The 21,940-nt window shown below is 63.9% G+C and carries 22 protein-coding genes; 9 read left to right on the forward strand and 13 right to left on the reverse strand.

Features of this window, described 5'->3' with window-relative positions; translation table 11 throughout:
- Together IVB36_RS18115 and IVB36_RS18120 are read right to left on the reverse strand one after the other, a co-directional pair.
- Window positions 1-495, reverse strand: a complete 495-nt coding sequence (locus IVB36_RS18115) for a DUF3455 domain-containing protein (RefSeq protein WP_247392667.1) — start codon at window positions 493-495, stop codon at window positions 1-3.
- Between the two features lie 99 nt (window positions 496-594).
- Window positions 595-1,809, reverse strand: a complete 1,215-nt coding sequence (locus IVB36_RS18120) for an NADP-dependent isocitrate dehydrogenase (protein WP_018456365.1) — start codon at window positions 1,807-1,809, stop codon at window positions 595-597.
- A gap of 357 nt (window positions 1,810-2,166) precedes the next feature.
- Between IVB36_RS18120 and IVB36_RS18125 the strand changes: the two genes are divergently transcribed.
- The gene (locus tag IVB36_RS18125) at window positions 2,167-3,366 is read left to right on the forward strand and encodes a TrmJ/YjtD family RNA methyltransferase (RefSeq protein ID WP_247297255.1); all 1,200 of its coding nucleotides are present in this window, start codon (window positions 2,167-2,169) and stop codon (window positions 3,364-3,366) included.
- A 60-nt stretch (window positions 3,367-3,426) separates the two neighbouring features.
- On the opposite strand, the gene IVB36_RS18130 is transcribed toward IVB36_RS18125, so the two are convergent.
- The 5 genes from IVB36_RS18130 to mddA all read right to left on the reverse strand — a co-directional run bounded on the left by IVB36_RS18130 (window position 3,427) and on the right by mddA (window position 8,528).
- Window positions 3,427-5,130, reverse strand: a complete 1,704-nt coding sequence (locus tag IVB36_RS18130) for an amidohydrolase (RefSeq protein ID WP_247297257.1) — start codon at window positions 5,128-5,130, stop codon at window positions 3,427-3,429.
- A gap of 171 nt (window positions 5,131-5,301) precedes the next feature.
- Window positions 5,302-6,051: a hypothetical protein gene (locus IVB36_RS18135; protein ID WP_247297259.1), complete on the reverse strand. Its 750-nt coding sequence runs from the start codon at window positions 6,049-6,051 to the stop codon at window positions 5,302-5,304.
- Between the two features lie 28 nt (window positions 6,052-6,079).
- A complete protein-coding gene (locus tag IVB36_RS18140; RefSeq protein WP_247361862.1) occupies window positions 6,080-7,057 on the reverse strand; it encodes an NADPH:quinone oxidoreductase family protein in 978 nt (325 codons plus the stop codon).
- On the reverse strand, window positions 7,054-7,704 hold the full coding sequence (locus tag IVB36_RS18145) for a helix-turn-helix transcriptional regulator (protein ID WP_247392668.1): 651 nt from the start codon (window positions 7,702-7,704) through the stop codon (window positions 7,054-7,056). Before IVB36_RS18145 ends, IVB36_RS18140 begins: the two co-directional genes overlap by 4 nt.
- Window positions 7,705-7,727: 23 nt before the next feature.
- Window positions 7,728-8,528, reverse strand: coding sequence for a methanethiol S-methyltransferase (gene mddA, locus IVB36_RS18150; RefSeq protein ID WP_247392669.1), 801 nt, complete (start codon window positions 8,526-8,528; stop codon window positions 7,728-7,730).
- A 148-nt stretch (window positions 8,529-8,676) separates the two neighbouring features.
- On the opposite strand from mddA, the gene IVB36_RS18155 reads away from it, so the two are divergent.
- Together IVB36_RS18155 and cynS are read left to right on the forward strand one after the other, a co-directional pair.
- Window positions 8,677-10,221: an alpha/beta fold hydrolase gene (locus tag IVB36_RS18155; protein WP_247361869.1), complete on the forward strand. Its 1,545-nt coding sequence runs from the start codon at window positions 8,677-8,679 to the stop codon at window positions 10,219-10,221.
- A gap of 138 nt (window positions 10,222-10,359) precedes the next feature.
- Window positions 10,360-10,848, forward strand: a complete 489-nt coding sequence (gene cynS, locus IVB36_RS18160; RefSeq protein ID WP_018455520.1) for a cyanase — start codon at window positions 10,360-10,362, stop codon at window positions 10,846-10,848.
- A 55-nt stretch (window positions 10,849-10,903) separates the two neighbouring features.
- Here the strand turns inward: cynS and IVB36_RS18165 are convergent, their stop codons facing one another.
- Window positions 10,904-11,227: a DUF1476 domain-containing protein gene (locus IVB36_RS18165; RefSeq protein ID WP_007602260.1), complete on the reverse strand. Its 324-nt coding sequence runs from the start codon at window positions 11,225-11,227 to the stop codon at window positions 10,904-10,906.
- A gap of 310 nt (window positions 11,228-11,537) precedes the next feature.
- On the opposite strand from IVB36_RS18165, the gene purC reads away from it, so the two are divergent.
- Together purC and purS are read left to right on the forward strand one after the other, a co-directional pair.
- The gene (purC, locus tag IVB36_RS18170) at window positions 11,538-12,305 is read left to right on the forward strand and encodes a phosphoribosylaminoimidazolesuccinocarboxamide synthase (protein WP_008974302.1); all 768 of its coding nucleotides are present in this window, start codon (window positions 11,538-11,540) and stop codon (window positions 12,303-12,305) included.
- Window positions 12,306-12,317: 12 nt separating this feature from the next.
- Complete coding sequence (gene purS, locus IVB36_RS18175) at window positions 12,318-12,560, forward strand: phosphoribosylformylglycinamidine synthase subunit PurS (RefSeq protein WP_247392670.1); 243 nt, start codon at window positions 12,318-12,320, stop codon at window positions 12,558-12,560.
- Window positions 12,561-12,570: 10 nt separating this feature from the next.
- On the opposite strand, the gene IVB36_RS18180 is transcribed toward purS, so the two are convergent.
- Window positions 12,571-13,587 carry a magnesium and cobalt transport protein CorA gene (locus IVB36_RS18180; protein ID WP_018455523.1) on the reverse strand — a complete coding sequence of 339 codons (1,017 nt, stop codon included), beginning with the start codon at window positions 13,585-13,587 and terminating at the stop codon, window positions 12,571-12,573.
- A gap of 164 nt (window positions 13,588-13,751) precedes the next feature.
- On the opposite strand from IVB36_RS18180, the gene purQ reads away from it, so the two are divergent.
- Together purQ and IVB36_RS18190 are read left to right on the forward strand one after the other, a co-directional pair.
- Window positions 13,752-14,453, forward strand: coding sequence for a phosphoribosylformylglycinamidine synthase subunit PurQ (gene purQ / locus IVB36_RS18185; protein ID WP_018455524.1), 702 nt, complete (start codon window positions 13,752-13,754; stop codon window positions 14,451-14,453).
- Window positions 14,450-15,424: a tripartite tricarboxylate transporter substrate binding protein BugD gene (locus IVB36_RS18190; RefSeq protein WP_247361872.1), complete on the forward strand. Its 975-nt coding sequence runs from the start codon at window positions 14,450-14,452 to the stop codon at window positions 15,422-15,424. Before purQ ends, IVB36_RS18190 begins: the two co-directional genes overlap by 4 nt.
- A gap of 43 nt (window positions 15,425-15,467) precedes the next feature.
- On the opposite strand, the gene IVB36_RS18195 is transcribed toward IVB36_RS18190, so the two are convergent.
- A complete protein-coding gene (locus IVB36_RS18195; RefSeq protein ID WP_247392671.1) occupies window positions 15,468-15,866 on the reverse strand; it encodes a RidA family protein in 399 nt (132 codons plus the stop codon).
- Between the two features lie 154 nt (window positions 15,867-16,020).
- Between IVB36_RS18195 and IVB36_RS18200 the strand changes: the two genes are divergently transcribed.
- The gene (locus IVB36_RS18200; RefSeq protein ID WP_085349363.1) at window positions 16,021-16,617 is read left to right on the forward strand and encodes a TetR/AcrR family transcriptional regulator; all 597 of its coding nucleotides are present in this window, start codon (window positions 16,021-16,023) and stop codon (window positions 16,615-16,617) included.
- A gap of 31 nt (window positions 16,618-16,648) precedes the next feature.
- On the opposite strand, the gene IVB36_RS18205 is transcribed toward IVB36_RS18200, so the two are convergent.
- Complete coding sequence (locus tag IVB36_RS18205) at window positions 16,649-17,605, reverse strand: DMT family transporter (protein ID WP_247392672.1); 957 nt, start codon at window positions 17,603-17,605, stop codon at window positions 16,649-16,651.
- Between the two features lie 75 nt (window positions 17,606-17,680).
- Window positions 17,681-18,160: a PaaI family thioesterase gene (locus tag IVB36_RS18210; protein WP_027518848.1), complete on the reverse strand. Its 480-nt coding sequence runs from the start codon at window positions 18,158-18,160 to the stop codon at window positions 17,681-17,683.
- Window positions 18,161-18,343: 183 nt separating this feature from the next.
- Between IVB36_RS18210 and purL the strand changes: the two genes are divergently transcribed.
- Window positions 18,344-20,554 carry a phosphoribosylformylglycinamidine synthase subunit PurL gene (gene purL / locus IVB36_RS18215; RefSeq protein WP_247392673.1) on the forward strand — a complete coding sequence of 737 codons (2,211 nt, stop codon included), beginning with the start codon at window positions 18,344-18,346 and terminating at the stop codon, window positions 20,552-20,554.
- Window positions 20,555-20,655: 101 nt separating this feature from the next.
- Here purL and IVB36_RS18220 read toward each other — a convergent pair whose 3' ends face one another.
- Window positions 20,656-21,834, reverse strand: coding sequence for an acyltransferase (locus IVB36_RS18220; protein WP_247392697.1), 1,179 nt, complete (start codon window positions 21,832-21,834; stop codon window positions 20,656-20,658).
- Between the last annotated feature and the right edge of the window lie 106 nt (window positions 21,835-21,940).

Below are 21,940 nucleotides of genomic sequence, written 5' to 3' on the forward strand. Positions count from 1 at the left end.
TCAGCCCTTCTTCAGGAAGACGTAGTCGGCTGAATAGGGCGCGCTCTTGAAGTCGCCGGCCTTGTCGCACGCGCCGTCGAGCTTGCCGCGATGGGTGTTGATGCGCTGAACCGTGGTAACGGGCGTGAGGACGCCGCTGCCGCGGTGGGCGGTCACTTCCAGCTTCAGCCAGGGAATGTCGGCGGCAGTGGTACCCGGCGCATTGCCGGCGGCCTTGGCGGCCACGGCGCTGCCGTCGGCATGCTCCCAGTTCGGTCCGGCATAGTGCCGGCCGATCGTCTTGCCCTCGGCGAGAAGGGTGGCGATCGGTTCACGAAAAGCCCAGGCGAGCTTGCCGTCGGTGCCGGCCTTGCATTCATAGACCTGCGCGCCCTCGGCGTGGACGCTGAGCACGATGCTCTCGCCGGGCGCGGCGATGGCGTCGGGAAGCGGGTCGGCGGCCACAGCCGGTCCAGCGAGCAGCAACAGGCAGGGGACGGCAAGCTTGATCGACATGGTCGCATCTCCGCGCAAAGGTCCAAATAAGCGAACGGGCCGCGTTTGCGACGCGGCCCGTGATGATGTCCGGCCCAGTCGGGCGAAATTGCGGACGGCTTACGCCGCCAGCGCCTTGCCGAGGTTCTCGGCGACCTTGTCGAGGAAGCCGGTTGTCGAGAGCCAGCGCTGGTCGGCGCCGACCAGGAGCGCGAGGTCCTTGGTCATGTAGCCTTCCTCGACAGTGTCGACGCAGACCTTCTCCAGGGTGTTGGCGAACTTGGCGAGCTCGGCATTGTTGTCGAGCTTGGCGCGGTGCGACAGGCCACGGGTCCAGGCGAAGATCGATGCGATCGAGTTGGTCGAGGTCTCCTTGCCCTTCTGATGCTCGCGGTAGTGGCGGGTCACCGTGCCGTGGGCGGCTTCGGCTTCTACCGTCTTGCCGTCGGGGGTGAGGAGAACCGAGGTCATCAGGCCGAGCGAGCCGTAGCCCTGCGCCACCGTGTCGGACTGCACGTCGCCGTCGTAGTTCTTGCAGGCCCAGACATAACCGCCGGACCATTTCAGCGCCGAAGCGACCATGTCATCGATCAGGCGGTGCTCGTAGGTCAAGCCCTTGGCGTCGAACTCCTTCTTGAACTCGCGCTCGTAGATGTCCTGGAAGATGTCCTTGAACCGACCGTCATAGACCTTCATGATCGTGTTCTTGGTCGAGAGATAGACCGGGTAGTTACGCAGCAGGCCGTAATTCAACGATGCGCGGGCGAAGTCGATGATGGAATCGTCGAGATTGTACATCTGCATCGCGACGCCGGCGCCCGGGGTCTTGAACACTTCCTTCTCGATGACGGTGCCGTCCTCGCCGACGAACTTCATCGTCAGCGTACCCTTGCCCGGGAACTTGATGTCGGTGGCGCGATACTGGTCGCCATAGGCGTGGCGGCCGATGATGATCGGCTTGGTCCAGCCGGGAACCAGGCGCGGCACGTTCTTGCAGATGATCGGCTCGCGGAAGATCACGCCGCCGAGGATGTTGCGGATGGTGCCGTTCGGCGACTTCCACATCTGCTTGAGGTTGAACTCCTTCACCCGGGCTTCGTCCGGGGTGATCGTGGCGCACTTGACGCCGACGCCGACCTTCTTGATCGCCTCGGCGGCGTCGATCGTGACCTGATCGTTGGTGTGGTCGCGGTACTCCATTCCCAGGTCGAAATATTGCAGCTCGACATCCAGGAACGGGTTGATCAGCTTGTCCTTGATGTACTGCCAGATGATCCGGGTCATCTCGTCGCCATCGAGTTCGACGACGGGGTTGGACACCTTGATTTTTGCCATGATCGGGGAAGCCTCTTGGGAACGGCGCTTGTGGCGCGCCACGGGAATATCCGCCGCCTCTTAGCACCGGGACGCGGCCGGCGAAAGCCAAGGGATTATGCACTTTTAGCTCATCCAGCCTCCGCAGATGGGGGGCGGGAGCAGCCCTGCCGCGGGGACCGGGCTGAGGTTTCAGGCGAGATTCAAAAGTCGAATCCAACCCGTTATTTCCCTTGAGAATTTCGTCAGGACAGGCAAACGACAGGCGAACGGGCGCCGGCCCAAGACCGAGGTCAGACCAGGTCAGGACCGGCCTTGAATCAATTCATGAAGAGCGCCTGTCCAAGACCTTGAGAACCAGTGTGAAAGCGAAGCGAGATGTCCGGGACTGACAAGAGCAAAGCGGGCCTTTCTCTCGACGGTCCCATCGTGATCCTGGTCGAGCCGCAGCTGGGCGAAAACATCGGCATGGCCGCGCGCGCCATGGGCAATTTCGCGCTGAGCCGATTGCGCATCGTCAACCCTCGCGACGGCTGGCCCAACATCGCCGCCCAGCGCGCCGCCGCCGGGGCCGACTATATTCTGGACAAGGTCGAATTGTTTGACACGGTCGGTGAGGCCGTCGCCGACCTCGACCTGCTGTTCGCCACCACCGCGCGTCCCCACGACCAGGCCAAGCCGGTGGTGGGACCGGAAGCCGCAGCTAGCGAGATTTCCGGGCACGCCGCCGCCGGCGGCAAGGCCGGTATCCTGTTCGGCCGGGAGCGCTGGGGCCTGACCAATGAGGAGGTCGGGCTCGCCAACCGCATCATTACGTTCCCGGTCAATCCGGGCTTTGCCTCGCTCAACCTCGCCCAAGCGGTGCTGCTGGTCGGCTACGAATGGTTCAAGCGGGCGACCTCCGGCGAGCTGCCGCACGCCATGCCGGAGCGCTCCGAGCGCGCCTCGCAGCACCAGATGCAGGCCTTCTTCGACAATCTCATCCGCGAACTCGACCGGGTCGAATTTCTGCGCCCGGCCGAGAAGCGCGACACCATGCTGGTGAACCTGCGCAACATCTTCACCCGGATGGAGCCGACCAAACAGGACATGCACACCCTGCACGGCGTGGTGATGGCGATCGCGGAGGGACGGAAAGGACCGGCCAAGGGCGGCGTGCTCGACGGCGAGCAGGCAACGCGCCTGCGCGCGCTGTTGGCCGAGCACGGGCAGGGTGGCGGCGTGCCCGACAGCGGCTCCACCGTGCGCGGCCTCGCCCGTCTGCTCCGCCGCAACCCAACCGATGCCGAGCGGCTGCTTTGGCAGGCCCTTACACGCGACCGCCGCTTCGCAGGCCAGTTCAAGCGCCAGACTCCTGTGGGGCGGCATATCCCGGACTTCGTCTCGTTCCCGCACCGGATCGCGATCGAACTGGTGAACACGGGCGAGAATGAGACGATCGTCGCGGATCGCGCGTCGCGGCGGGCGTGGCTCGAGGCGCGCGATTATCGCGTGATCGAGATGCGGGCTGCGGACGTGGAGCGGGATCTCGAGGCGGAGCTGGTACGGTTGCAGGGGATGATCGAGCAGAGCGTGTAGATTTCGTCGGGAAGCAGAGCGAATGGTCGCTGTCGCTCACCTTGGCCGATCAGGGCCGGTTCAGCGCTGGAAGACCACCTTGCCGCCGACCAGGGTTAGGTCCACCTTGATGTCCTTGATCTGCTCCTCCGGCACGGCCGCGTAGTCAGCAGAGAGCACCACGATGTCCGCCAGCTTTCCGGGCTCAATGGTCCCTTTGCGCGCTTCATCGAACGTATAACGCGAAGCCGCGCTGCTGTAGAGCCGGAGGGCCTGCTCGCGCGTGATGGTTTCTGCCGAGCCGTAGACGTTTCCGTTGGGGTCCTTCCTGGTGACCATGATGTACATGTTGAGGAAGGGGTTGATCGGGTTGACCGGAAAATCCGTCCCGGCGCCGAGGCTGTTGAGCCCCATTTTTTCGATCAACGTCCTAGTCGGCACGGCGCGGTCGGCGGTTGCTTTCCCGAGAAATCGTTCGACGGTCGCTGCCTTATCCCACATGAAAACGTTCTGGAAATCTATGCGGACTCCCAGTCTTTGCGCACGCTCCATCTGTTCTGGCCGGATCAGGCTGGCGTGGATGAGGACGAAGCGACGGTCGCGGATCGATTTTTCTTTATCCGCTGCCTCGAAGGCATCGAGCACCTGGTCAATACCCAGATCGCCCACCACGTGGACACCGACACGCCAGTCATAACGGTTGCAGACGGAGATGAGTTGCTTCAGCCGTTCGGGAGTCTGCTGCGTGATGCCGTGATAGTTGTCGTGTGAATCGGGATACACGTCACGCATGAGCGCTGTCTTCAGCGTCATGCCGCCGTCGTAAAAGATCTTGATGCCCGCGAACTTGAGCCAATCGTCGCCGAAGCCTGATGAGGCCCCATTGCCTGACATGATCGCTTCCCATGCCGTCACATCGGCTGGGGGCTCCGGTCGAAACATCACGCCGGTGCGCAAAGTGGCTTTCCCGGCTGCGACAAGCTTCTGCAGCGTGCGGACATCGCGCGGCTCTGTTGCGCCTTCGATCACACTGGTGATGCCGAAGCTGTTCAGCACACCTTCGGCGATGGTGAATTGCCGCATTTCGTCGTCTTCTGTCCAGGGTGGTACGGCCTTCTCGACCCGATCGATCGCCGTCTCCACGAGCACGCCGGTCAATTCACCGGCTGCGTCGCGTTCAAACTTTCCACCACTCGGATCCGAGGTGGTCTTGTCGACACCGACCACTTGTAGAGCCATGGTGTTCGCCATCGAGAAATGCCCGACGGTGCGAAGATAGACCGGGTTGTTCGGAGCAACGCTATCGATCTCCTGCCTCGTGAGATAGCGCTTCTCGGCCAATTGCGAGGGCGGGTGCCACGCGCCACCTACAATCCACTCACCCGGCTTCTTCTTGGTGACGAACGATTTGATGGCCTCGAGCGCGTCCGCAACGGTCTTGGCTCGGCCCAGGGTTACGACATAGTCGCCCAGACCAGCGGCCTTGAAGTGAGCGTGTGTATCGATCAATCCGGGGATGACGGTCTTGCCAGACACATCGAGCACGCGGGTCCGGGCGCCTGCAAGCGCCTTGATCGAAGCACTGGTTCCGGTCGCGATGATCTTTCCATCCGCGACGGCGACTGCCTCCGTGACGGTCGATCGGTCGTCTAAGGTCAGAACCTTGCCATTAACGAGGACCAGGTCAGGCGCATTAAGCTCCGGCTGCTGTGCCTCGGCATTTGCGACGCCAGCGATGAACATGCCCGTAGCAAGGATTGCAAATGCCTTTAACTTGCGGACCATCGCGTACTCTCTTGGATCTTTTTTGCTTGGCGACAACTGCAAGAATATCTTTGATTAAACGTGGGTTCAACGCTTCTCGAGGCTTGGCAGCGTCGCACGGTGGCCAAAGTGGAGTGCTCCCGTGGTTAGCTGGAAAGCTGGCCCTCCTGGTACCGGGCACCCATGTCCCCTCTACGAAGGACGTCCGAGCTGCACTTCGCGCTGGACCGCAATCCATGTCGCTCGCGCCACCGCCAGCAATCTCCCGGCTTCATCGTGAAGCGCAGCTTCGGCCGCGCGTTTGCGGCCGTCGCGGCCGATGGGCCAGGCCGTGATGATGCAGCGTTCTCCCGGGCGCGGGCGGGCTTCGATCCGTGCTGACATTCGCCCCAGCAGCAGCGGTGCCTTGTCGAAGCCGCCGCTCTGTGGATCGCAATTGCAGGCAAAACCGGTGGGGCAGTCGAGCGCCGACCAGAGGAATTCCGGCGCGACGAGGCCGTCGTCGGCGGCGAGATTCTGATCCGGCGTCCAGCTCGCCGCGAGAACGGCGTTGTGACCACGGAGCGCGCCGGCAAAAATGCGCAAGCCGTCGCCTTTCGCCCTTGCCGGACCGCACACGAAACATGTCGGCAATGGATGCTCGTGCGGCTTGACCGGCGTCAGCAATTCGGCGGCGCAGGCGTCCTCGAAGCTGGCTGTCTCCAGTCGCGAAAGCTCCACGCTTGCCGGCTGCCCGGTCGCGACGATCTTGTTGCCGTCGCGAAGCTCCCATGTGCCGTCGTCGGTTGCGACCGCATCGAGCGGAGTGTCCAGCGGCGGCGGCGCGCGCAGCGTTATCTCCGCGGCGCCGGGAATGTGGCGGGCGAGCCGGCCGCAGACATAGCCGCCGTTGCCGGAGTTCGGAGGACCGCAAAAGCGTTTGTCGATGATGATCTGTGTCATCGGTTTTGTTCTCTCTTTCCGGCTCACCTTACCTGATCTTGAGGACAATTCGCCCCTGAACCGTTCGGTTGGCCACGGCGCGCATGGCTTCTCCGGCCTCCTCCAAACGAAGGACGCGATCGATGTGCGGACGGATTTTTCCCTCGGCCAGCAATTGCATCAGCGTGGCGTTCATACGCGCGGCATCAGCTGAGAATTTTTCCGCCCAGGCGCCGACGAAGACGCCGAGGATGGAATAGTTCTTGAGCAGCGGCAGGTTCATCGGGAGCTGGGGAATTTCGCCGCTGGTGAAGCCGATCGGCATCAGCCGTCCGCCCCATTTCATCGACCGCGCCATCTGCTCGAAAATCGCGCCGCCGATCGTGTCGAAGCCGATGTCGATGCCTTCTCCTGACGTGATCGACTTGATGCGGTCGCGCAGATCCTCGCTACTATAGTTGACGATTTCGCCAGCCCCATAATTGCGGACGAGGGCACCCTTGTCATCGGAGCCGATACCGGCGACGACGCGCAGGCCCAGGTGGCGGCCAAGGTCGACCGCGGCAAGGCCGACTCCGCCGGCGGCACCGGTGACGAACAGCGTTTCGCCGCGCTGCGCCCTGGCCCGCTCGACCAGCGCATAATAGGCCGTGCCGTAATTGTGCAGGACCGTCGCCGCTGCCTCGAACGCGACGCCTTCCGGCAGAAGCACGCACTTTGAGTCCTTCGCTATCATCCGTTCGGCGTAGCCGCCGGTCCAGGCGCTGCACGCCACGCGGTCACCAGGCGCGAATCCCGTGACCTTGTCGCCGACCGCGACGACGACACCGGATGCTTCCGTGCCGGGCACGAAGGGCGTCGGCGGCCGCATCTGATAGAGACCCGAGACCACCAACTGGTCCATGAAACTGACGGAGGCCGCATGGACGTCGATCAGGATCTCGTCGCCGGAGGGCTTCGGCTCGTCGATTTCACTAAGGCGCAAATCGGCGGGGCCAGTGAATGAGCTGCATAGAATTGCTCTCATCGTGTCGCTCCAACGGATTGTCTGCATTCGGCAGGTTTGCGTAACGGCGTCGCATATCCCGCGACAAGCTTGACGAAATCTGCCTGTCGCGCTGCACCGGTCTTTTCAAACAGGCGCCGGACATGCGTCTTGATCGTCGTATTGGCGACGCCGAGTGCCGCCGCCACTTCGGGAACGCCGCCGAGTTCGACGATCGCGAGCATCACACGCAACTCGGTCGGCGTCAGTTTGAATGCCTTGCCGATCACTTCGGAACGAGACGGTAGCATCAGCGCCGCCCTGCGGACGAACAGCGCGGCGACGGCGCTGTAGGCGACACCCCCACGTCGGCGCGCGCCGGAAGTTAACGGCAGAGCATGGGCGACGTGGCGCTTCCCATCCCGCCCGATCATCGGCAGCGCGATCCCGTCGGCGCCGAGGAACGCGTTTTCCTGCCCGGCGGCGGCGAAAAAATGCTGCAGGGTCCGGTTGACCGTCGGATCGCAAGCCGCGAGGTGCCCGCGGATTTCGTGCAGGATGTCGCGCGCTTCGATCATGTCCTGCCCGGCAGTATTGGCGTGAATGAGACGCGCCTCCGCGTCAACGAGGCAAAGACCGACGTCAAGCCCATCCAGCGTATCGGCAAACGTGGCGGCCTCCGCCGACATCCGGGGAATAGCTGATATTGTATTCATTGCGACGCTCCAGCAGGCCGAGGCGGCTGGCGATCTTCCGTCCGACGACCGAAAAGACGCGGCAGCAGCATGGGAACGCGCCGGCGATAGTCATGGTAGGTCGCGCCGAACTCGGCGATCAGGTCGCGCTCCTCGAACTGAAGCGCGGTCAGGATGTAGGCGGTGTTTGCGAGCGCAAACAGAAGGTGGCCAACAGTCATCTCGGGCGTGGCCCAGAACGCGAGCAGAAAGCCGAGCATGACGGGATGGCGCACGATCTTGTAGAGCAGCGGCGTCCTGAACGATTGACCTGGTATCTCGCTCCCGCGGAACGCGACGAAGGCCTGGCGGAGGCCGAACAGATCGAAATGATCGATCATGTGGGTCGAGGCGAACGCGATGAGCCAGCCCAGCCAATGCACGCCGATCAGCAACCAGGCCACCGTTCCGCTCGCCTCCCAGATCGGCGTCGGGATCGGACGCCACTGCCAGAACAGCAGCAACAAGATCAGGCTGGAGAGCAGCACATAGGTGCTGCGCTGGCAGGCGAGGGGAAGGAATTTGGCCGACCATCGTTTGAAGGCCGGGCGCGCCATGACGCTGTGCTGGATCGCAAACAGGCTCATCAGCAGCAGGTTGACGACGATGGTGAAGCTCAGGTCCGTGGGGTTGCCGACATCGATCGACTTATCGATCGACATATCGATCGACTTGGGCACGACATAATTGCCGACGAAACCGAGCGCATAGAGAAATGAGACCGTGAAGATCACGTAGCTCACGATGGCGTAGAGCAGGATCAGGAGGCGCGAGATCATGTTTTTTCCTATTGTGCCTGATGCAGCCGTGCCGCATTCAGGAGCCTGAATTGCTCGCCCGCGAGCAGGCTCGATCTGCCCCGACTGCTATTGCTGGACCGTCCCCTGTGCGTCCCCCGGGGGCGCCGCAAGGGGAGGGAGGACTTTCATGACGGCTTTCTCGCTGGGGACATTCGGGTTCCCTGAGGTCCACGCCGACGGCCGCCCGATCAAGTTGGCCTTGCGCAAGGGCCTGGCGCTGCTGGTCTATCTCGCGGAGGCCAAGGGCGCTGTGGCCCGCGAAATCGTGGCGACGCTGCTGTGGCCTGAAACTGACCGCGAGACCGGCCTTGCGCGGTTGCGGCGGCTGCTTCACCGAATCGAGCTGACGCTCGGTCAGCAGGTGTTCGAGACCGACCGCACCAGTCTGCGATGGTCTCCGGCAGTCGCGCTGCAGGTCGATGCACATATTTTCGAGAGCGCCTGCGATCGCGGTGACTTTGACGAAGCCTGCCAGACTTATCGGGGAGATTTCCTCGCAGGCTTCTCGCCGGAGGGCTGTCTGGAATTCGACGACTGGGCGTTCTTCCGCCGCGAGGCGCTGCGGGGACGGCTGATGCACGCGCTGGAGCGTCTGGTGCAGGACAAGACCGCTGCCGGAGACTACTTCGCCGCGACCGCGCATGCGACCCGTCTGGCCGAGCTCGATCCTTTGAGCGAGGTCTATGGCCGGCATCTGATCCGCAGCCTGCTGCTGGCGGGCGACCGCAGCGCGGCAGAGCGGCACCATGCGGCACTGACGCGGCGGCTGCGTGACGAGCTTGGTGTTACGCCGGAAGCCGAGACCGCGGCGTTGATGAGTCCTGCGGCGGCACACTCCGTACCAGCGACGCGCTACGTCAAGGGCGCCGGTGTGCATCTGGCGTATCAGACCTATGGCAGCGGTCCGCTCGACATCCTGGTCATGCCCGGCTTCGTGTCGCATGTGGAGCGCGCCTGGGAGCACCCCGCGAGCCGGGCGTTTCTGGCCTCGCTGATGAAGCTTGGGCGGCTGATCGTGTTCGATCGCCGCGGCATCGGGTTGTCCGACCGGGTTGGATCTGCGCCGGGCATTGACGTCACCGCGGAGGATATCGGCACCGTGCTGCGCGCCGCGGATGCGCGCCGCGTCGTGCTGTTCGGCGCATCCGAGTGCGGGCCGGCCTGCATCAAATTCGCCGTCGACGAGCCGCGTCTTGTGGCCGGACTCATCCTGTTCGGTGCATTGGCCAAGGGCTGCTGGTCGCAGGACTATCCGCACGCGTTGCGCGCCAGCCAGTACGACGCCTGGAGCAAGCACCTCATCGCGCAATGGGGAGGTCCGGTGGGGATTGAGACCTTCGCACCCAGCCTTGCCGGCGATCCCCAGGCCCGCGCCTGGTGGGCGGGGCTATTGCGCGCGGCCTCCAGTCCCGGCGGCATCTCGGCCGTGCTCGAGGCGTTTCGCGACGCCGACGTGCGGCAGCTTTTGCCGCAAATTGCCATGCCGACACTGGTGTTGCATCGTCGGGACGACAAGGCCGTACGGATCGCGGCCGGCCGCGATGTGGCGAGCCGGATCAAAGGTGCGCAATTCGTCGAGCTCGACGGCAACGATCACTGGTTCTTCGCGGGCGATCAGAGGCCGGTGCTCGATGCGATCAGGGGATTTACGGAAGCATTTCCGAGGCGATGAGGCGAGGCACGTAAATCCGTAGCCTCGGTCATTGGCACGTTTCGTGCCTGCCAAAGTGGCACAAAAAAGCGTCGCGTCTATCCGCTGCCTCGAGGAAATGAGCCGGCGCGACATAGTCTTAGCCAAGGAGACCCTGACATGAAACGCGAAGACCTCACCGAGAAGCTGCTCGACATCAAGCGCGAGAAGGGCTGGAGCTGGAAATATATCTGCGAGAAGATCGGCGGCTATTCCGAGGTGCTGATAACAGGCGCGATCCTCGGCCAGATGAAACTGACGAAGCCGCAGGCGGCCAACGCCGGCGAACTGTTCGGCCTGTCGAAGGCGGAGACTGCCATGCTGAACGAGGTGCCGATGCGCGGCACCGGCACGCCGATGCCGCCGACCGACCCGCTGATCTACCGCTTCTACGAGATGGTGATGGTCAACGGCCCGGCCTGGAAGGCGCTGATCGAGGAGGAGTTCGGCGACGGCATCATGTCGGCGATCGACTTCGACATGGCGATCGAGCGCGTGGCGAATCCGAAGGGCGACCGCGTCAAGTTCACGATGAGCGGCAAATTCCTGCCGTACAAATATTACGGCGCCAGCGGCAACGTGCCGGAATATGGGTTCAAGGAGGGATAGCTGGTTGGCATTCCGGGGGCGCGTCGCAGACGTGGCCCCGGAATGATGCTTCGCCTTATTTCCCGGCCTTCACCTCGGCCGCCGCCACCGCGATCAGCTCGTTCATCTTGGCCCGAATCGCCTGTTCGGTGATGGCGACGTTCTTGGCGGCGAAGTCGGCCATGACCTTGCGCAGGACGTCGGCGTCACCGGCTTCCTCGAAATCGGCCGCGACCACCTCCTTGGCATAGGCCGTGGCGGCATCGCCGGTAATGCCGAGCTTTTCGGCCGCCCACAGACCGAGCAGCCGGTTGCGGCGGGCTTCCGCCTTGAATTTCTGCTCCTCGTCGAGGGCAAACTTCTTCTCGAAGCCTTCCTCGCGCTTGTCCAACGTGCTCATGCCTTTTCCAATTCCCTGCTGACTGGACCCGGCTGGCCCTCGTTGCGAGAGCCCCGGTGCATGCCTAGATAGGGGGCAGGAATCGGCAAAACAACGAGCCGTTAAGCCGCAGGCAAGGCGGTATAAGTTTGATGCCGGACGGCCGGATCGATTGTGCTGGGACAGCCAATCGGATAGGTTGCCTCAGGCTGGGTTCCCGTTCTGTTTTCCAGGGGTTCCGGGCCGTTCACGGCAGCTCCGCTGTGGGTCGTAGTCTCGTCAACCGGAGCACACCAAATACATGGATTTCAACAAAACACGGTACATCCCCATGAGCCGTCGGCGTCGCATTTATGAAGGCAAGGCAAAGGTTCTTTACGAAGGCCCGGAGCCCGGTACCCTGATCCAGCACTTCAAGGATGACGCCACCGCGTTCAATGCGAAAAAGCATCAGGTGATCGAGGGCAAGGGTGTCCTCAACAACCGGATCTCGGAGTACCTGTTTCAGCACCTCAACGACATCGGGGTGCCGACCCATTTCATCCGCCGCCTCAACATGCGCGAGCAATTGATCCGCGAAGTCGAGATCGTGCCGCTGGAAGTGGTGGTGCGGAACGTTGCCGCCGGCTCGCTGTCGCAGCGCCTCGGCATCGAGGAGGGCACGCAGCTGCCCCGCTCGATCATCGAGTTCTACTACAAGAACGACCAGCTCAACGATCCCATGGTGTCCGAAGAGCACATCACCGCTTTCGGGTGGGCGACACCGCAGGAGATCGACGACATCATGGCACTTGCCATCCGTGTCAACGACTTCCTCACCGGTCTCTTCCTCGGCATCGGCATCCGCCTCGTCGACTTCAAGATGGAGTGCGGCCGGCTGTTCGAGAACGAGATGATGCGGATCATCGTCGCCGACGAGATCTCGCCGGATAGCTGCCGCCTGTGGGACATCAAGTCGAACGAGAAGCTCGACAAGGACCGTTTCCGCAGGGATCTCGGTGGGCTGCTCGAGGCCTATACCGAAGTCGCCAAGCGTCTCGGCATTCTCATGGAGAACGAGCGTCCGGCGGGCTCAGGCCCGGTGCTGGTGAAGAGCTAAGAGGGATCTGACGTGAAGGCACGTGTCACCGTTACGTTGAAAACGGGCATCCTCGATCCGCAGGGTAAGGCGATCGAGGGTGCGTTGAAGTCGCTCGGCGTCGACGGCATCGCCAGCGTTCGCCAAGGCAAGGTGTTCGACATCGAGCTCGCCGGCGCGGACAAGGCCAAGGCGGAGGCGGCGTTGAAGGACGCCGCCGACAAGCTGCTGGCGAACACCGTGATCGAGAATTATCGGGTCGAGCTGATCGGGTGAACGGGATGGCTCACAGCCATCCGACCCGACGAAAACGCCAATACAGCGCGCCGCAAGCCGTCAGCATCACGCCGAGCAGCGTGTAATAGCCGTACTCCCAGTCCAGCTCCGGCATGTGCTTGAAGTTCATGCCGTAGATGCCGGCAAGCGCGGTCGGGATCGCGATGATCGCGAGCCAGGAGGCAAGTTTCTTGGAGACCGCCGTCTCCTGGGCCTGGCCGACCAGCAGGCTTGCTTCGAAGGCGAAGGCCAGCACCTCGCGCATTGAATCGATTCGCTCCTGGATGTTCCTGACGTGGTCGGTGACGTCGCGGAACAGCGGCTGCATCGTCGCGCGCACCATCGCCAGCTCGTCATGCTCAAGCCGGCGGCAGACCTCCACCAGCGGTCCGATTGCAGTCCTGAGCCGCAAGAGGTCGCGGCGCAGCATGTAGAGCCGCTCGATCTGCGCCTTGCTGATCGCCTTGGAGAGCACGTCGTCCTCGATGCTCTCGACCTCTTCGTGAATGCTCTCGAGCACGGGCGAGTAGTTGTCGACGATGAAATCGAGGATGGCGTAGAGGATGTAGTCCTCGCCGCGCGCGAGCGCGCGCGGGCAGCTTTCGCAACGTTCGCGCACCGGCGTGTAGGACGTCGACGCGCCGTGGCGCACCGAGACCAGATAGCCTTCGCCGACGAAGATGTGCGTCTCGCCGAAGGCGATCCGGCCCTCGATCAGTTGCGCGGTTCGCGCCACGATGAACAGGGCCTCGCCATATTGCTCGATCTTCGGTCGCTGATGGGCGTGGTTGGCGTCCTCGATGGCGAGCTCGTGCAGGTCGAACTGCTTCTGCACCGCGCTGAGCAGCGCCATGTCGGGCTCGTGCAGCCCGATCCAGACCACGTGGCCGGGCTTCGCCCGCCAGCTCGAGGCCTCGCTGATGGCGATATTGGCGACGCGCCGGCCGTCGACATAGGCACCGGCAGCGATGACGCCCTCAGTGGACACCGGCTCGGAGAGGGATGCAGGCAGCGAGGGGACATTCATGGCTTTAATCCCGGGCGAATCGATCGGCCGAATGGCGGGCTATGGCCTGTGCACAACGCTCACGGGCAAGGCTAGCACTGGTAAAATCCCCGTCAAATGGATATGTCTGCTCACGATTTGGCAGCCGTGCCAGCCCCATTCAATCTTCGTTCGGAACCTCTGCCATGAAAGCCGCCATCCTCGTCTTTCCCGGAATCAACCGCGAGCGCGACATGGCGCGTGCCTTGAGGCTGATCTCGGGCAGCGAGCCCGCGATGGTGTGGCATGCCGAGACGTCGCTGCCTGATGGCACCGACCTCGTGGTGGTGCCCGGCGGGTTCTCCTATGGCGATTATCTGCGCTGCGGCGCGATTGCGGCGCGGGCGCCGGTGATGGACGCGGTGCGCGACTATGCGGCCAAGGGCGGCCTCGTGCTCGGCGTCTGCAACGGTTTTCAGATCCTCTGCGAGTCCGGCCTCTTGCCTGGCGTCCTGATGCGCAATGCGCGGCTGAAATTCATCTGCCACGACGTGCATCTGCGCGTGGAGCGCTCCGACACGCCATTCACGCGCGGCTACAATGCCGGGCAGGTGATCCGCGTGCCCATCGCGCATGGCGAGGGCAATTATGCGGCGGACGCGGAGACCATCAAGCGGCTCGAAGGCGAGGGTCGCGTCCTTTACCGCTATTGCTCGGCTGACGGCGCGATCGACGATATCAGCAACATCAACGGCGCCGCGCAATCCATCGCCGGCATCGTCAACGACAAGGGCAACGTGCTCGGCATGATGCCGCATCCGGAAAACCACGTCGAAGACATCATGGGCTGCACCGACGGTCGCGGCCTGTTCGCCGGCCTCACCGCGCATCTGGAAAAAGCCGCGTGATTGCGTTCGTGCTGAAGCGGCTGCCGGCCGCTGTCGCCGTCGTTGCGTTCGCGACGGCCGCGTTCGCACAGGATTTCCCCAAGCGTCCCGTCACCATGATCGTGCCGTTCGCGGCCGGCGGCACGTCCGACGTGATCGCGCGCACGGTTGCCGAGCAGATGGGCATCGCGCTCGGCCAGACCATCGTGATCGAGAACGTCGCCGGCGCCGGCGGATCGACCGCACTGGCGCGCGCCTCCCGTGCCGAGCCTGACGGCTACACCATTGCCATCGGCAATGCCGGCACCAACGCTGCGACCTATACGATCTATCCAAAGCTGCCGTTCACGCCGGACTCCTTCGTGCCGATCGCCATGGTGGCGAAGACGTTCGGCATCATCGCCGTGCGCAAGGATTTTCCGGCAAAGGACCTGAAAGAGTTCATCGCCTACGCCAAGGCCAATCCGGGCAAGGTCAATCTCGGCCATGCCGGCGTCGGGTCCTCGAACTACCTGATCTGCAAGAGCTTCGTCACAGCCGCTGGGATCGACGCGACGCTGGTCGGCTATCGCGGCGCCGCCCCCGCGCTCACGGATGCGATCGGCGGCCAGATCGACGGCGTCTGCGATGCGGCAGCCTCCGTCTCGCAGTCGATCAACGAGAAGCTGGCGCGCGGGCTCGTGGTCGGCTCGACAGTGCGGCTCGCGACCCTGCCGGATCTGCCGACGTCGGCCGAAGCCGGCCTGCCCGAATTCGAGGCGCAGGGCTGGAACGGCCTGTTCGCGCCCAAGGGCACTCCGCCGGCGGTCATTGCCAAGTTGAATGCCGCCGCGCGTACGGCCGTGGAAACCGACGCGGTGAAGAAACGGTTCGCCGACCTCTCGACCGTGGCCCCCGATGCCGACGAGCACACGCCCGAGGTGCTGCAGAAGCTCGTGACGCGCGACGTCGAGAAGTATCGCAAGATGCTGGCGGACGACGCCAAGCAATAACGCGAGACTCCTGAGCGTTGGCATCATCGCCACCGAGAACGCTTTACCCCGCAGCAGGAATGCGGGCGACCACCTTGATCTCGAAGTCAAATCCGGCAAGCCAATTCACTCCGACTGCCGTCCAGTTCGGATAGGGTGCCTCCCCGATCTCCGCAGCGCGAATTGCCATCACCTTTTCGATTTGCGTGGCAGGATCGGTATGGAACGTGGTGACGTCGACCACATCGTCCAGCGTGCATCCGGCCGCTGCGAGAACGGCACGCAGATTGGCAAACGCGCGTCGGACCTGGTCCTCAAACACCGGTTCGGGCGAGCCGTCCTCGCGACTTCCAACCTGCCCGGAGACGAAGAGCAGGTCGCCGGACCGGATCGCGGCAGAATAGCGGTGCGCTTCATACAGAGCGTGGCGGCCGGCCGGGAAGATTGCGTCGCGCTTGGGCATGTCTGGATCCTTCATCGATGGAATGGCGGTCGCAGCTGTGGTGGGCAGGGCCTGCCACTGGATTTCCACGAGTTGTTCATATACGTAACGTATGTGGAATATGACTCACATACGGACCGTATGTCAATAGGGTCAGCAAATGGAGTTGGGGAGCATGGCGAAGGGCAAGCGCGCCGAGGCGATGGCGGAAAGTCGGGCCAAGCTCATCCGCGCGGCGCGCAGGGCGTTTGCCACCCAGGGCTATGCAGCCGCGTCGATGGACGAGCTGACTGCTTCCGTCGGACTGACGCGGGGCGCGCTGTATCACAACTTCGAAGACAAGAAGGGGCTGCTCTGGGCCGTCGTTGAGCAGATCGACAGCGAAATGGCGGAACGGCTCCGCACGGCCCGCGAGCAAGCGCCGAGCTTGTGGCAAGGACTGCTTGCAGAGGGGACCGCCTATATCGAGATGGCGCTCGATCCTGAAATTCAGCGCGTCATGCTTCTGGATGGACCGGCCGTGCTCGGTGATCCATCCAAGTGGCCCGGCGAGAATGCCTGTCTTGAGATTACCATGCGAACCATTCGGTCGCTGATCGAACAGGGGATTGTGAAGCCCGTCGATGTCGAAGCGGCGGGACGCTTGCTGAACGGGGCTGCGCTGAGCGCAGCGCTGTGGGTCGCCGCAGCCGACGATCCGCCAGGCGTCCTGACCAAGGCCGTTGACGCCTTCCAAGCGTTGGCGAGCGGATTGTTGCGCAAGCCGCATTGAGCGCCTCGTGCCGAACGGCGGAAGCAGCGGGTCACCGCAGCTTCAACCGCTCCGTCGGCACCGTCATCGCGGCGACGCCCGCCATGACCAGCACCAGTCCCAGCGCCAGGTTCGAGGGCACGCTCTCGCCGAGCAGCAGCACGGAGAGGCCGACGCCGATCGGGATGCGCAAATAGCCTTGCGCGTTCGTCGTCAGCGTGCCGAGCCGTCCCAGGCAGATGTAGAACAGCATCAGCCCCAACGCGCTGGAGACTATGCCCATGACAATGGTGGCTGTGATCGCGGTCGGCGTCGGGTGCAGCGTCCAGGGCTGGTCGACGATCAGCGAAGGCGGCAGCAGCACGAGGCCGCCGAACAGCAGCGAGCCGGCTGCCACCACCATCGGATCGTATTCGGACAGCCGCAGGCCGAAGATCGTGGCGCAGGCGAACGAGATGGTGGCGAGCAGGATGGCGATCTCGGCCACGATCTCGCTGCCGAAGCCGCGCAGCGCATCCAGGCCCACGATGACGATGGTGCCGGCGAGGCCGAGGAGCGCGCCCAAGAGCTTCAACAGCGTTGCCGGCTCGTGACGCGTGATCAGGGAGGTGATCAGGAAGGCGAAGATCGGCGTGGTCGAGGCCAGCACCACCGTGTTCGACGCCGGCACATATTGCTGAGACCAGGTGATGATCAGGAACGGAAAGGTCGAGTTGATCAATTGCTGGGTCGCGAACAACTTGCACGCCTTGGCGTCGGTCGGGATCCTGACGCCGCGCATCCACAGGATCGCGAACAGGAAGGCGGCCGCGATCAGCGAGCGCGCCGAGATGAAGGTCACGGGCGGGATCGTATCCAGCGCGAGCTTCGCCAGCGGATAGGTTGAACTCCAGCAGCAGGCCAGCGCGAACAGCAGCGCATAGTCGCGCCAGTTGCGCGCGCCTGTGGCGGGCATGGACGGCAATTGCGAGACTGTGGCCCGCCCCGTCGGCGATGTGCTCTGCGGCACCTTGATGTTGCTCCCCGGCGCGACAGCGCTGGACACAAGTCTGGGCGAGGGGGCGCCAAAAGGGAAGGCGGCGAGCTATGCGTTTGGCTGCGGTGCCGGCTTCCGCTTCACCCGCTTGATTGTGCCGGAGAAGGTGAAGAGAGGCCGCCCGCCTGATGTCAGCTTGCCGCGCAGGAAGATCAGCGAGCCGCCGGCGCGGGAGACCTCGCCGACGCATTCGATCAGCTCGCCTTCGCGCGCCGCGTCGAGGAAGTCGCAAGCGAAATTGGTGGTCACGGCCGGCCCATCCAGCTCGTGGGTGGCGATCGCGAACAGGCAATAGTCGGCAAACGCCATGAAGCAGCCGCCATGGACGTTTCCGGAGCCGTTGAGGTGCTTCTTCTCGACCCGGAACGCCGAGCGGACGCTGCCGTCGTCCTCGATCTTGTGCCAGAACGGGCCGATATGGCTCTCAAAACTGTCACGAATCCAGGTTCGCCAGCCCTGGAATTCCCCATCGGTGGCGACGTGGAGGTCGGGGCGGCGAGGCGGGGGCGCTTTGGTCAATTCATGCAAGGAAATGGGCCTTCAATTGCGGGTCTTTTGTCCTTAAATCCGATCTGTCCGCGCTGTGCAATTCCTGTTCCCGCAGCCCCCGGCCGCAAAACGTGGGACAGCGGGAAAATGCGCCATAAAGGGCTTTTCCAAGCCCTCCGATGTTCCTAAGAACGGCCAACCGCCGTCGAAAGCCCAAATTCCATGAAGAACGAACCCAAGATCACCCCCGAGCTGATTGCCGCCCACGGGCTCAAGCCCGACGAGTATGAGCGCATTCTCAAGCTGATCGGGCGGGAGCCGACCTTCACCGAGCTCGGCATCTTCTCGGCGATGTGGAACGAGCACTGCTCGTACAAATCCTCGCGCCTCCATCTCAAGGGCTTGCCGACCAAGGCGCCCTGGGTGATCCAGGGCCCGGGCGAGAATGCCGGCGTGATCGACATCGGCGACGGCCAGGCCGTGGTCTTCAAGATGGAGAGCCACAACCACCCGAGCTACATCGAGCCTTACCAGGGCGCGACCACCGGTGTCGGTGGCATCTTGCGCGACGTTTTCACCATGGGCGCGCGGCCGATCGCCTGCCTCAACGCGCTGAGCTTTGGCGCACCGGAGCATGCCAGGACGCGGCATCTCGTCTCCGGTGTCGTCGCTGGCGTCGGCGGCTACGGCAACTCGTTCGGCGTGCCGACGGTCGGCGGCCAGGTCCGTTTCCACACCCGCTATGACGGTAACATTCTCGTCAACGCGATGGCGGTCGGCCTCGCCGATACCGACAAGATCTTCTATGCCGCCGCCTCCGGCGTGAACATGCCGATCGTCTATCTCGGCTCCAAGACCGGCCGCGACGGCATCCACGGCGCCTCGATGGCCTCGGCCGAGTTCGACGACAAGTCCGAAGAGAAGCGTCCGACCGTGCAGGTCGGCGATCCCTTTGCCGAAAAGCTGCTGTTAGAGGCTTGTCTCGAGATCATGGAGAAGGGCTGCGTCATCGCGATCCAGGACATGGGCGCGGCGGGCCTGACCTGTTCGGCGGTGGAGATGGGCGCCAAGGGCGACCTCGGCGTCGATCTCGATCTCGACGCGGTGCCGACGCGCGAGATCGGCATGAGCGCCTACGAGATGATGCTCTCGGAGAGCCAGGAGCGCATGCTCATGGTGCTCAAGCCCGAGAAGGAGAAAGAGGCCGAGGCGATCTTCAAGAAGTGGGGCCTCGATTTCGCCGTGGTCGGCTACACCACGCCGAGCAAGCGCTTCGTGGTCAAGCATGGCGGTGACGTCATGGCCGATTTGCCGATCAAGGAGCTCGGCGACGAGGCGCCGCTCTATGATCGCCCGCATGTCCCCTCCGCCGCGCTGCCGGTCGTGCATGCGCGCGAGGTGGCGGCGCCGATGGGTCTCGGTGCCGCGCTCGAAAAGCTGATCGGCACGCCCGATATGTGCAGCAAGCGCTGGGTCTGGGAGCAGTACGACCACGTCATTCTCGGCAACACCATGCAGCGTCCCGGCGGCGATGCCGCGGTGGTGCGCGTGCAGGACGGCCCGAAGGGCTTGGCGCTGACCGTCGACGTGACGCCGCGCTATTGCGAGGCCGATCCGTTTGAAGGCGGCAAGCAGGCGGTGGCGGAAGCCTGGCGCAACATCACCGCGGTTGGCGGCAAGCCGCTTGCGATCACCGACAATCTCAATTTCGGCAATCCTGAGCGGCCCGAGATCATGGGCCAGTTCGTCGGCTGCCTGAAGGGCATCTCGGAAGCCTGCCGTACGCTCGACTTCCCGGTCGTGTCCGGCAACGTCTCGCTCTACAACGAGACCAACGGCCGCGCGATCTTGCCGACGCCCTCGATCGGCGGCGTCGGCCTGCTCGATGATTTCACCAAGTCCGCGTCGCTCGCCTTCAAGGCCGAAGGCGAGGCGATCCTCTTGATCGGCGAGACCCATGGCTGGCTCGGCCAGTCCGTTTACCTGCGCGACATCTGCGGTCGCGAGGAGGGCGCGCCGCCGCCGGTCGACCTCGCCGCCGAGAGGCGCAACGGCGACTGCGTGCGCGGCATGATCCATGCGGGCACCGCGACCGCCGTGCACGACCTCTCCGACGGTGGCCTGCTGATCGCGCTGGCCGAGATGGCGATGGCGAGCGGCATCGGCGCCAAACTGCTCGCGGCGCCGACCTCGTTGGTGCCTCAGGCCTATTGGTTCGGCGAGGACCAGGCGCGCTATCTCGTCACCGTGCCTGAGACCGAGGCCGGCCGCGTGCTCGCCAAGATGCGCGGCTGCGAGGTGCCCTGCGTGCGGATCGGCACCACCGGCGGCGACGCGATCGCGATCGCGGGCGAGGCGCCTGTAACGATCGAGGCGCTGCGGACCTCGTTCGAGCGCTGGCTGCCAGAGTATATGGGCGGCAAGGCGGCCTGAGGGGCTGAACCGGTAGCCCGGATGAGCGAAGCGACATCCGGGTCTTTGTCGTGAGGTTTCCCGGATATCGCTACGCTCATCCGGGCTACGGGTATCGCGCCTCACAACACGTGCGACGCCCCCGGAATCTTCCGTAAGGCCGCCGTCAGACCCCAGCTCAGGATTACCGTAAGCACGAAGCCGATCGCAGCCTTCACGATCGCCGGCAGGCCGTAGTCGAACAGCGCGTACTGGATCCACAACGCGATCGGGTAGTGCACCAGGAAGATGCCGTAGGCATCCGCTTGCATGCGGTCGAGCAGGTTCGGGCCCGGCGACTTCTGGTGCAGGAAGAACGCGAGAATCGCGAGCAGGATCGAGCCTGAGAACAGCACGAAGAACGTGCCGTAGATCGCCTGATACCAGTGCGGCTGCGGGTCGGGATTACCGAGGATCTCGCGCTTAATGTAGATCATGCCCCACATCAGGCAGTAGGAGATCAGCGTGGCGATCACCCACAGCCAGCGCTGTTTCGGCAACTGGCCGCCGGCGCTGAGGATGCCGCGATCGAAGTTCGCCGCTCCAACGCTGACGCCGATAAAGAAATAGGCGAAGTAGAGCAGGATGCGGCTCGCCTGCACCGAGAACGGCCCGAGCTCGAACCATTTGCTGCCGCCGAAATAGAGCAGCGCCGGCACGTAGGCGATTGCCGTGACGACGACGAGCAGCAGCCAGAATACGACCGGCTGGTCGAATCCGCGCAGCGACACCCGGTTGCCCGGGTCGACCAGATGCGCGGAGACCCGGTAGAGCAGGCTCGCGGTCAGGTCGAATGCCAGCAGCACCCACACGAACCAGATCGGGCCGCTCGGCCACGGGCCAACCGTGATCGTATTCCACCAGAACGCCGTGAAGCTCAGCCCGGGATCGTGCCGCAGCGCGATCGCGTAATAGGCGAGCGGGATGACGGTGAACGCCGCGATCGCGAACGGGAGCCCGAGCCGCAACAGGCGGTCGCGGAGAAAAACTGACGGCGCCTTGCGCGCGATACCCGGCCAGGTGAACAGTCCCGACAGGAAGAAGAACATTGCCATGAAGAAGCTGTCGGTGGCCAGCACGACCACGTCGAAACCGGCCCAGGACGCCGGATCGGTGTGCCCGAAATAGGTGTAGGGAATCACGGCGTGGTGCAGCAGCACCACCAGCGTCAGGAAGGTGCGGGCGCGATCGAGCGACAGATTGCGCGCCTTGGCCCTCGGCGCCGCGTGCGCCTCTGCCCCGATCGTCGCTGAATGTGACATCGTCATCGTGGCCGCCCCGGTCGCGCTTCGGTCCCGCCCGGACTTTGCCGCCGGGAACCGGATTCAGCAAGGGTCGTTTGGGACGCCCGCAGGTCCCTGAGACCGC

Origin of the sequence: Bradyrhizobium sp. 35 (assembly GCF_023073215.1) — a bacterium.
In the GTDB taxonomy this organism is placed as follows: Bacteria; Pseudomonadota; Alphaproteobacteria; order Rhizobiales; family Xanthobacteraceae; genus Bradyrhizobium; species Bradyrhizobium canariense_D.

Bases quoted from the DNA above. Each gene is read 5' to 3' on its own strand.
- IVB36_RS18195 (WP_247392671.1), bottom strand. From the start codon at position 15,866: ATGCCCAAGCGCGACGCAATCTTCCCGGCCGGCCGCCACGCTCTGTAT.
- cynS (WP_018455520.1), top strand. From the start codon at position 10,360: ATGAAACGCGAAGACCTCACCGAGAAGCTGCTCGACATCAAGCGCGAG.
- IVB36_RS18115 (WP_247392667.1), bottom strand. From the start codon at position 495: ATGTCGATCAAGCTTGCCGTCCCCTGCCTGTTGCTGCTCGCTGGACCG.
- IVB36_RS18200 (WP_085349363.1), top strand. From the start codon at position 16,021: ATGGCGAAGGGCAAGCGCGCCGAGGCGATGGCGGAAAGTCGGGCCAAG.
- IVB36_RS18125 (WP_247297255.1), top strand. From the start codon at position 2,167: ATGTCCGGGACTGACAAGAGCAAAGCGGGCCTTTCTCTCGACGGTCCC.
- IVB36_RS18180 (WP_018455523.1), bottom strand. From the start codon at position 13,587: ATGAATGTCCCCTCGCTGCCTGCATCCCTCTCCGAGCCGGTGTCCACT.
- IVB36_RS18135 (WP_247297259.1), bottom strand. From the start codon at position 6,051: ATGACACAGATCATCATCGACAAACGCTTTTGCGGTCCTCCGAACTCC.
- purL (WP_247392673.1), top strand. From the start codon at position 18,344: ATGAAGAACGAACCCAAGATCACCCCCGAGCTGATTGCCGCCCACGGG.
- IVB36_RS18165 (WP_007602260.1), bottom strand. From the start codon at position 11,227: ATGAGCACGTTGGACAAGCGCGAGGAAGGCTTCGAGAAGAAGTTTGCC.
- mddA (WP_247392669.1), bottom strand. From the start codon at position 8,528: ATGATCTCGCGCCTCCTGATCCTGCTCTACGCCATCGTGAGCTACGTG.
- IVB36_RS18140 (WP_247361862.1), bottom strand. From the start codon at position 7,057: ATGAGAGCAATTCTATGCAGCTCATTCACTGGCCCCGCCGATTTGCGC.
- purC (WP_008974302.1), top strand. From the start codon at position 11,538: ATGAGCCGTCGGCGTCGCATTTATGAAGGCAAGGCAAAGGTTCTTTAC.
- IVB36_RS18155 (WP_247361869.1), top strand. From the start codon at position 8,677: ATGACGGCTTTCTCGCTGGGGACATTCGGGTTCCCTGAGGTCCACGCC.
- IVB36_RS18120 (WP_018456365.1), bottom strand. From the start codon at position 1,809: ATGGCAAAAATCAAGGTGTCCAACCCCGTCGTCGAACTCGATGGCGAC.
- IVB36_RS18130 (WP_247297257.1), bottom strand. From the start codon at position 5,130: ATGGTCCGCAAGTTAAAGGCATTTGCAATCCTTGCTACGGGCATGTTC.
- IVB36_RS18220 (WP_247392697.1), bottom strand. From the start codon at position 21,834: ATGTCACATTCAGCGACGATCGGGGCAGAGGCGCACGCGGCGCCGAGG.
- IVB36_RS18145 (WP_247392668.1), bottom strand. From the start codon at position 7,704: ATGTCGGCGGAGGCCGCCACGTTTGCCGATACGCTGGATGGGCTTGAC.
- purQ (WP_018455524.1), top strand. From the start codon at position 13,752: ATGAAAGCCGCCATCCTCGTCTTTCCCGGAATCAACCGCGAGCGCGAC.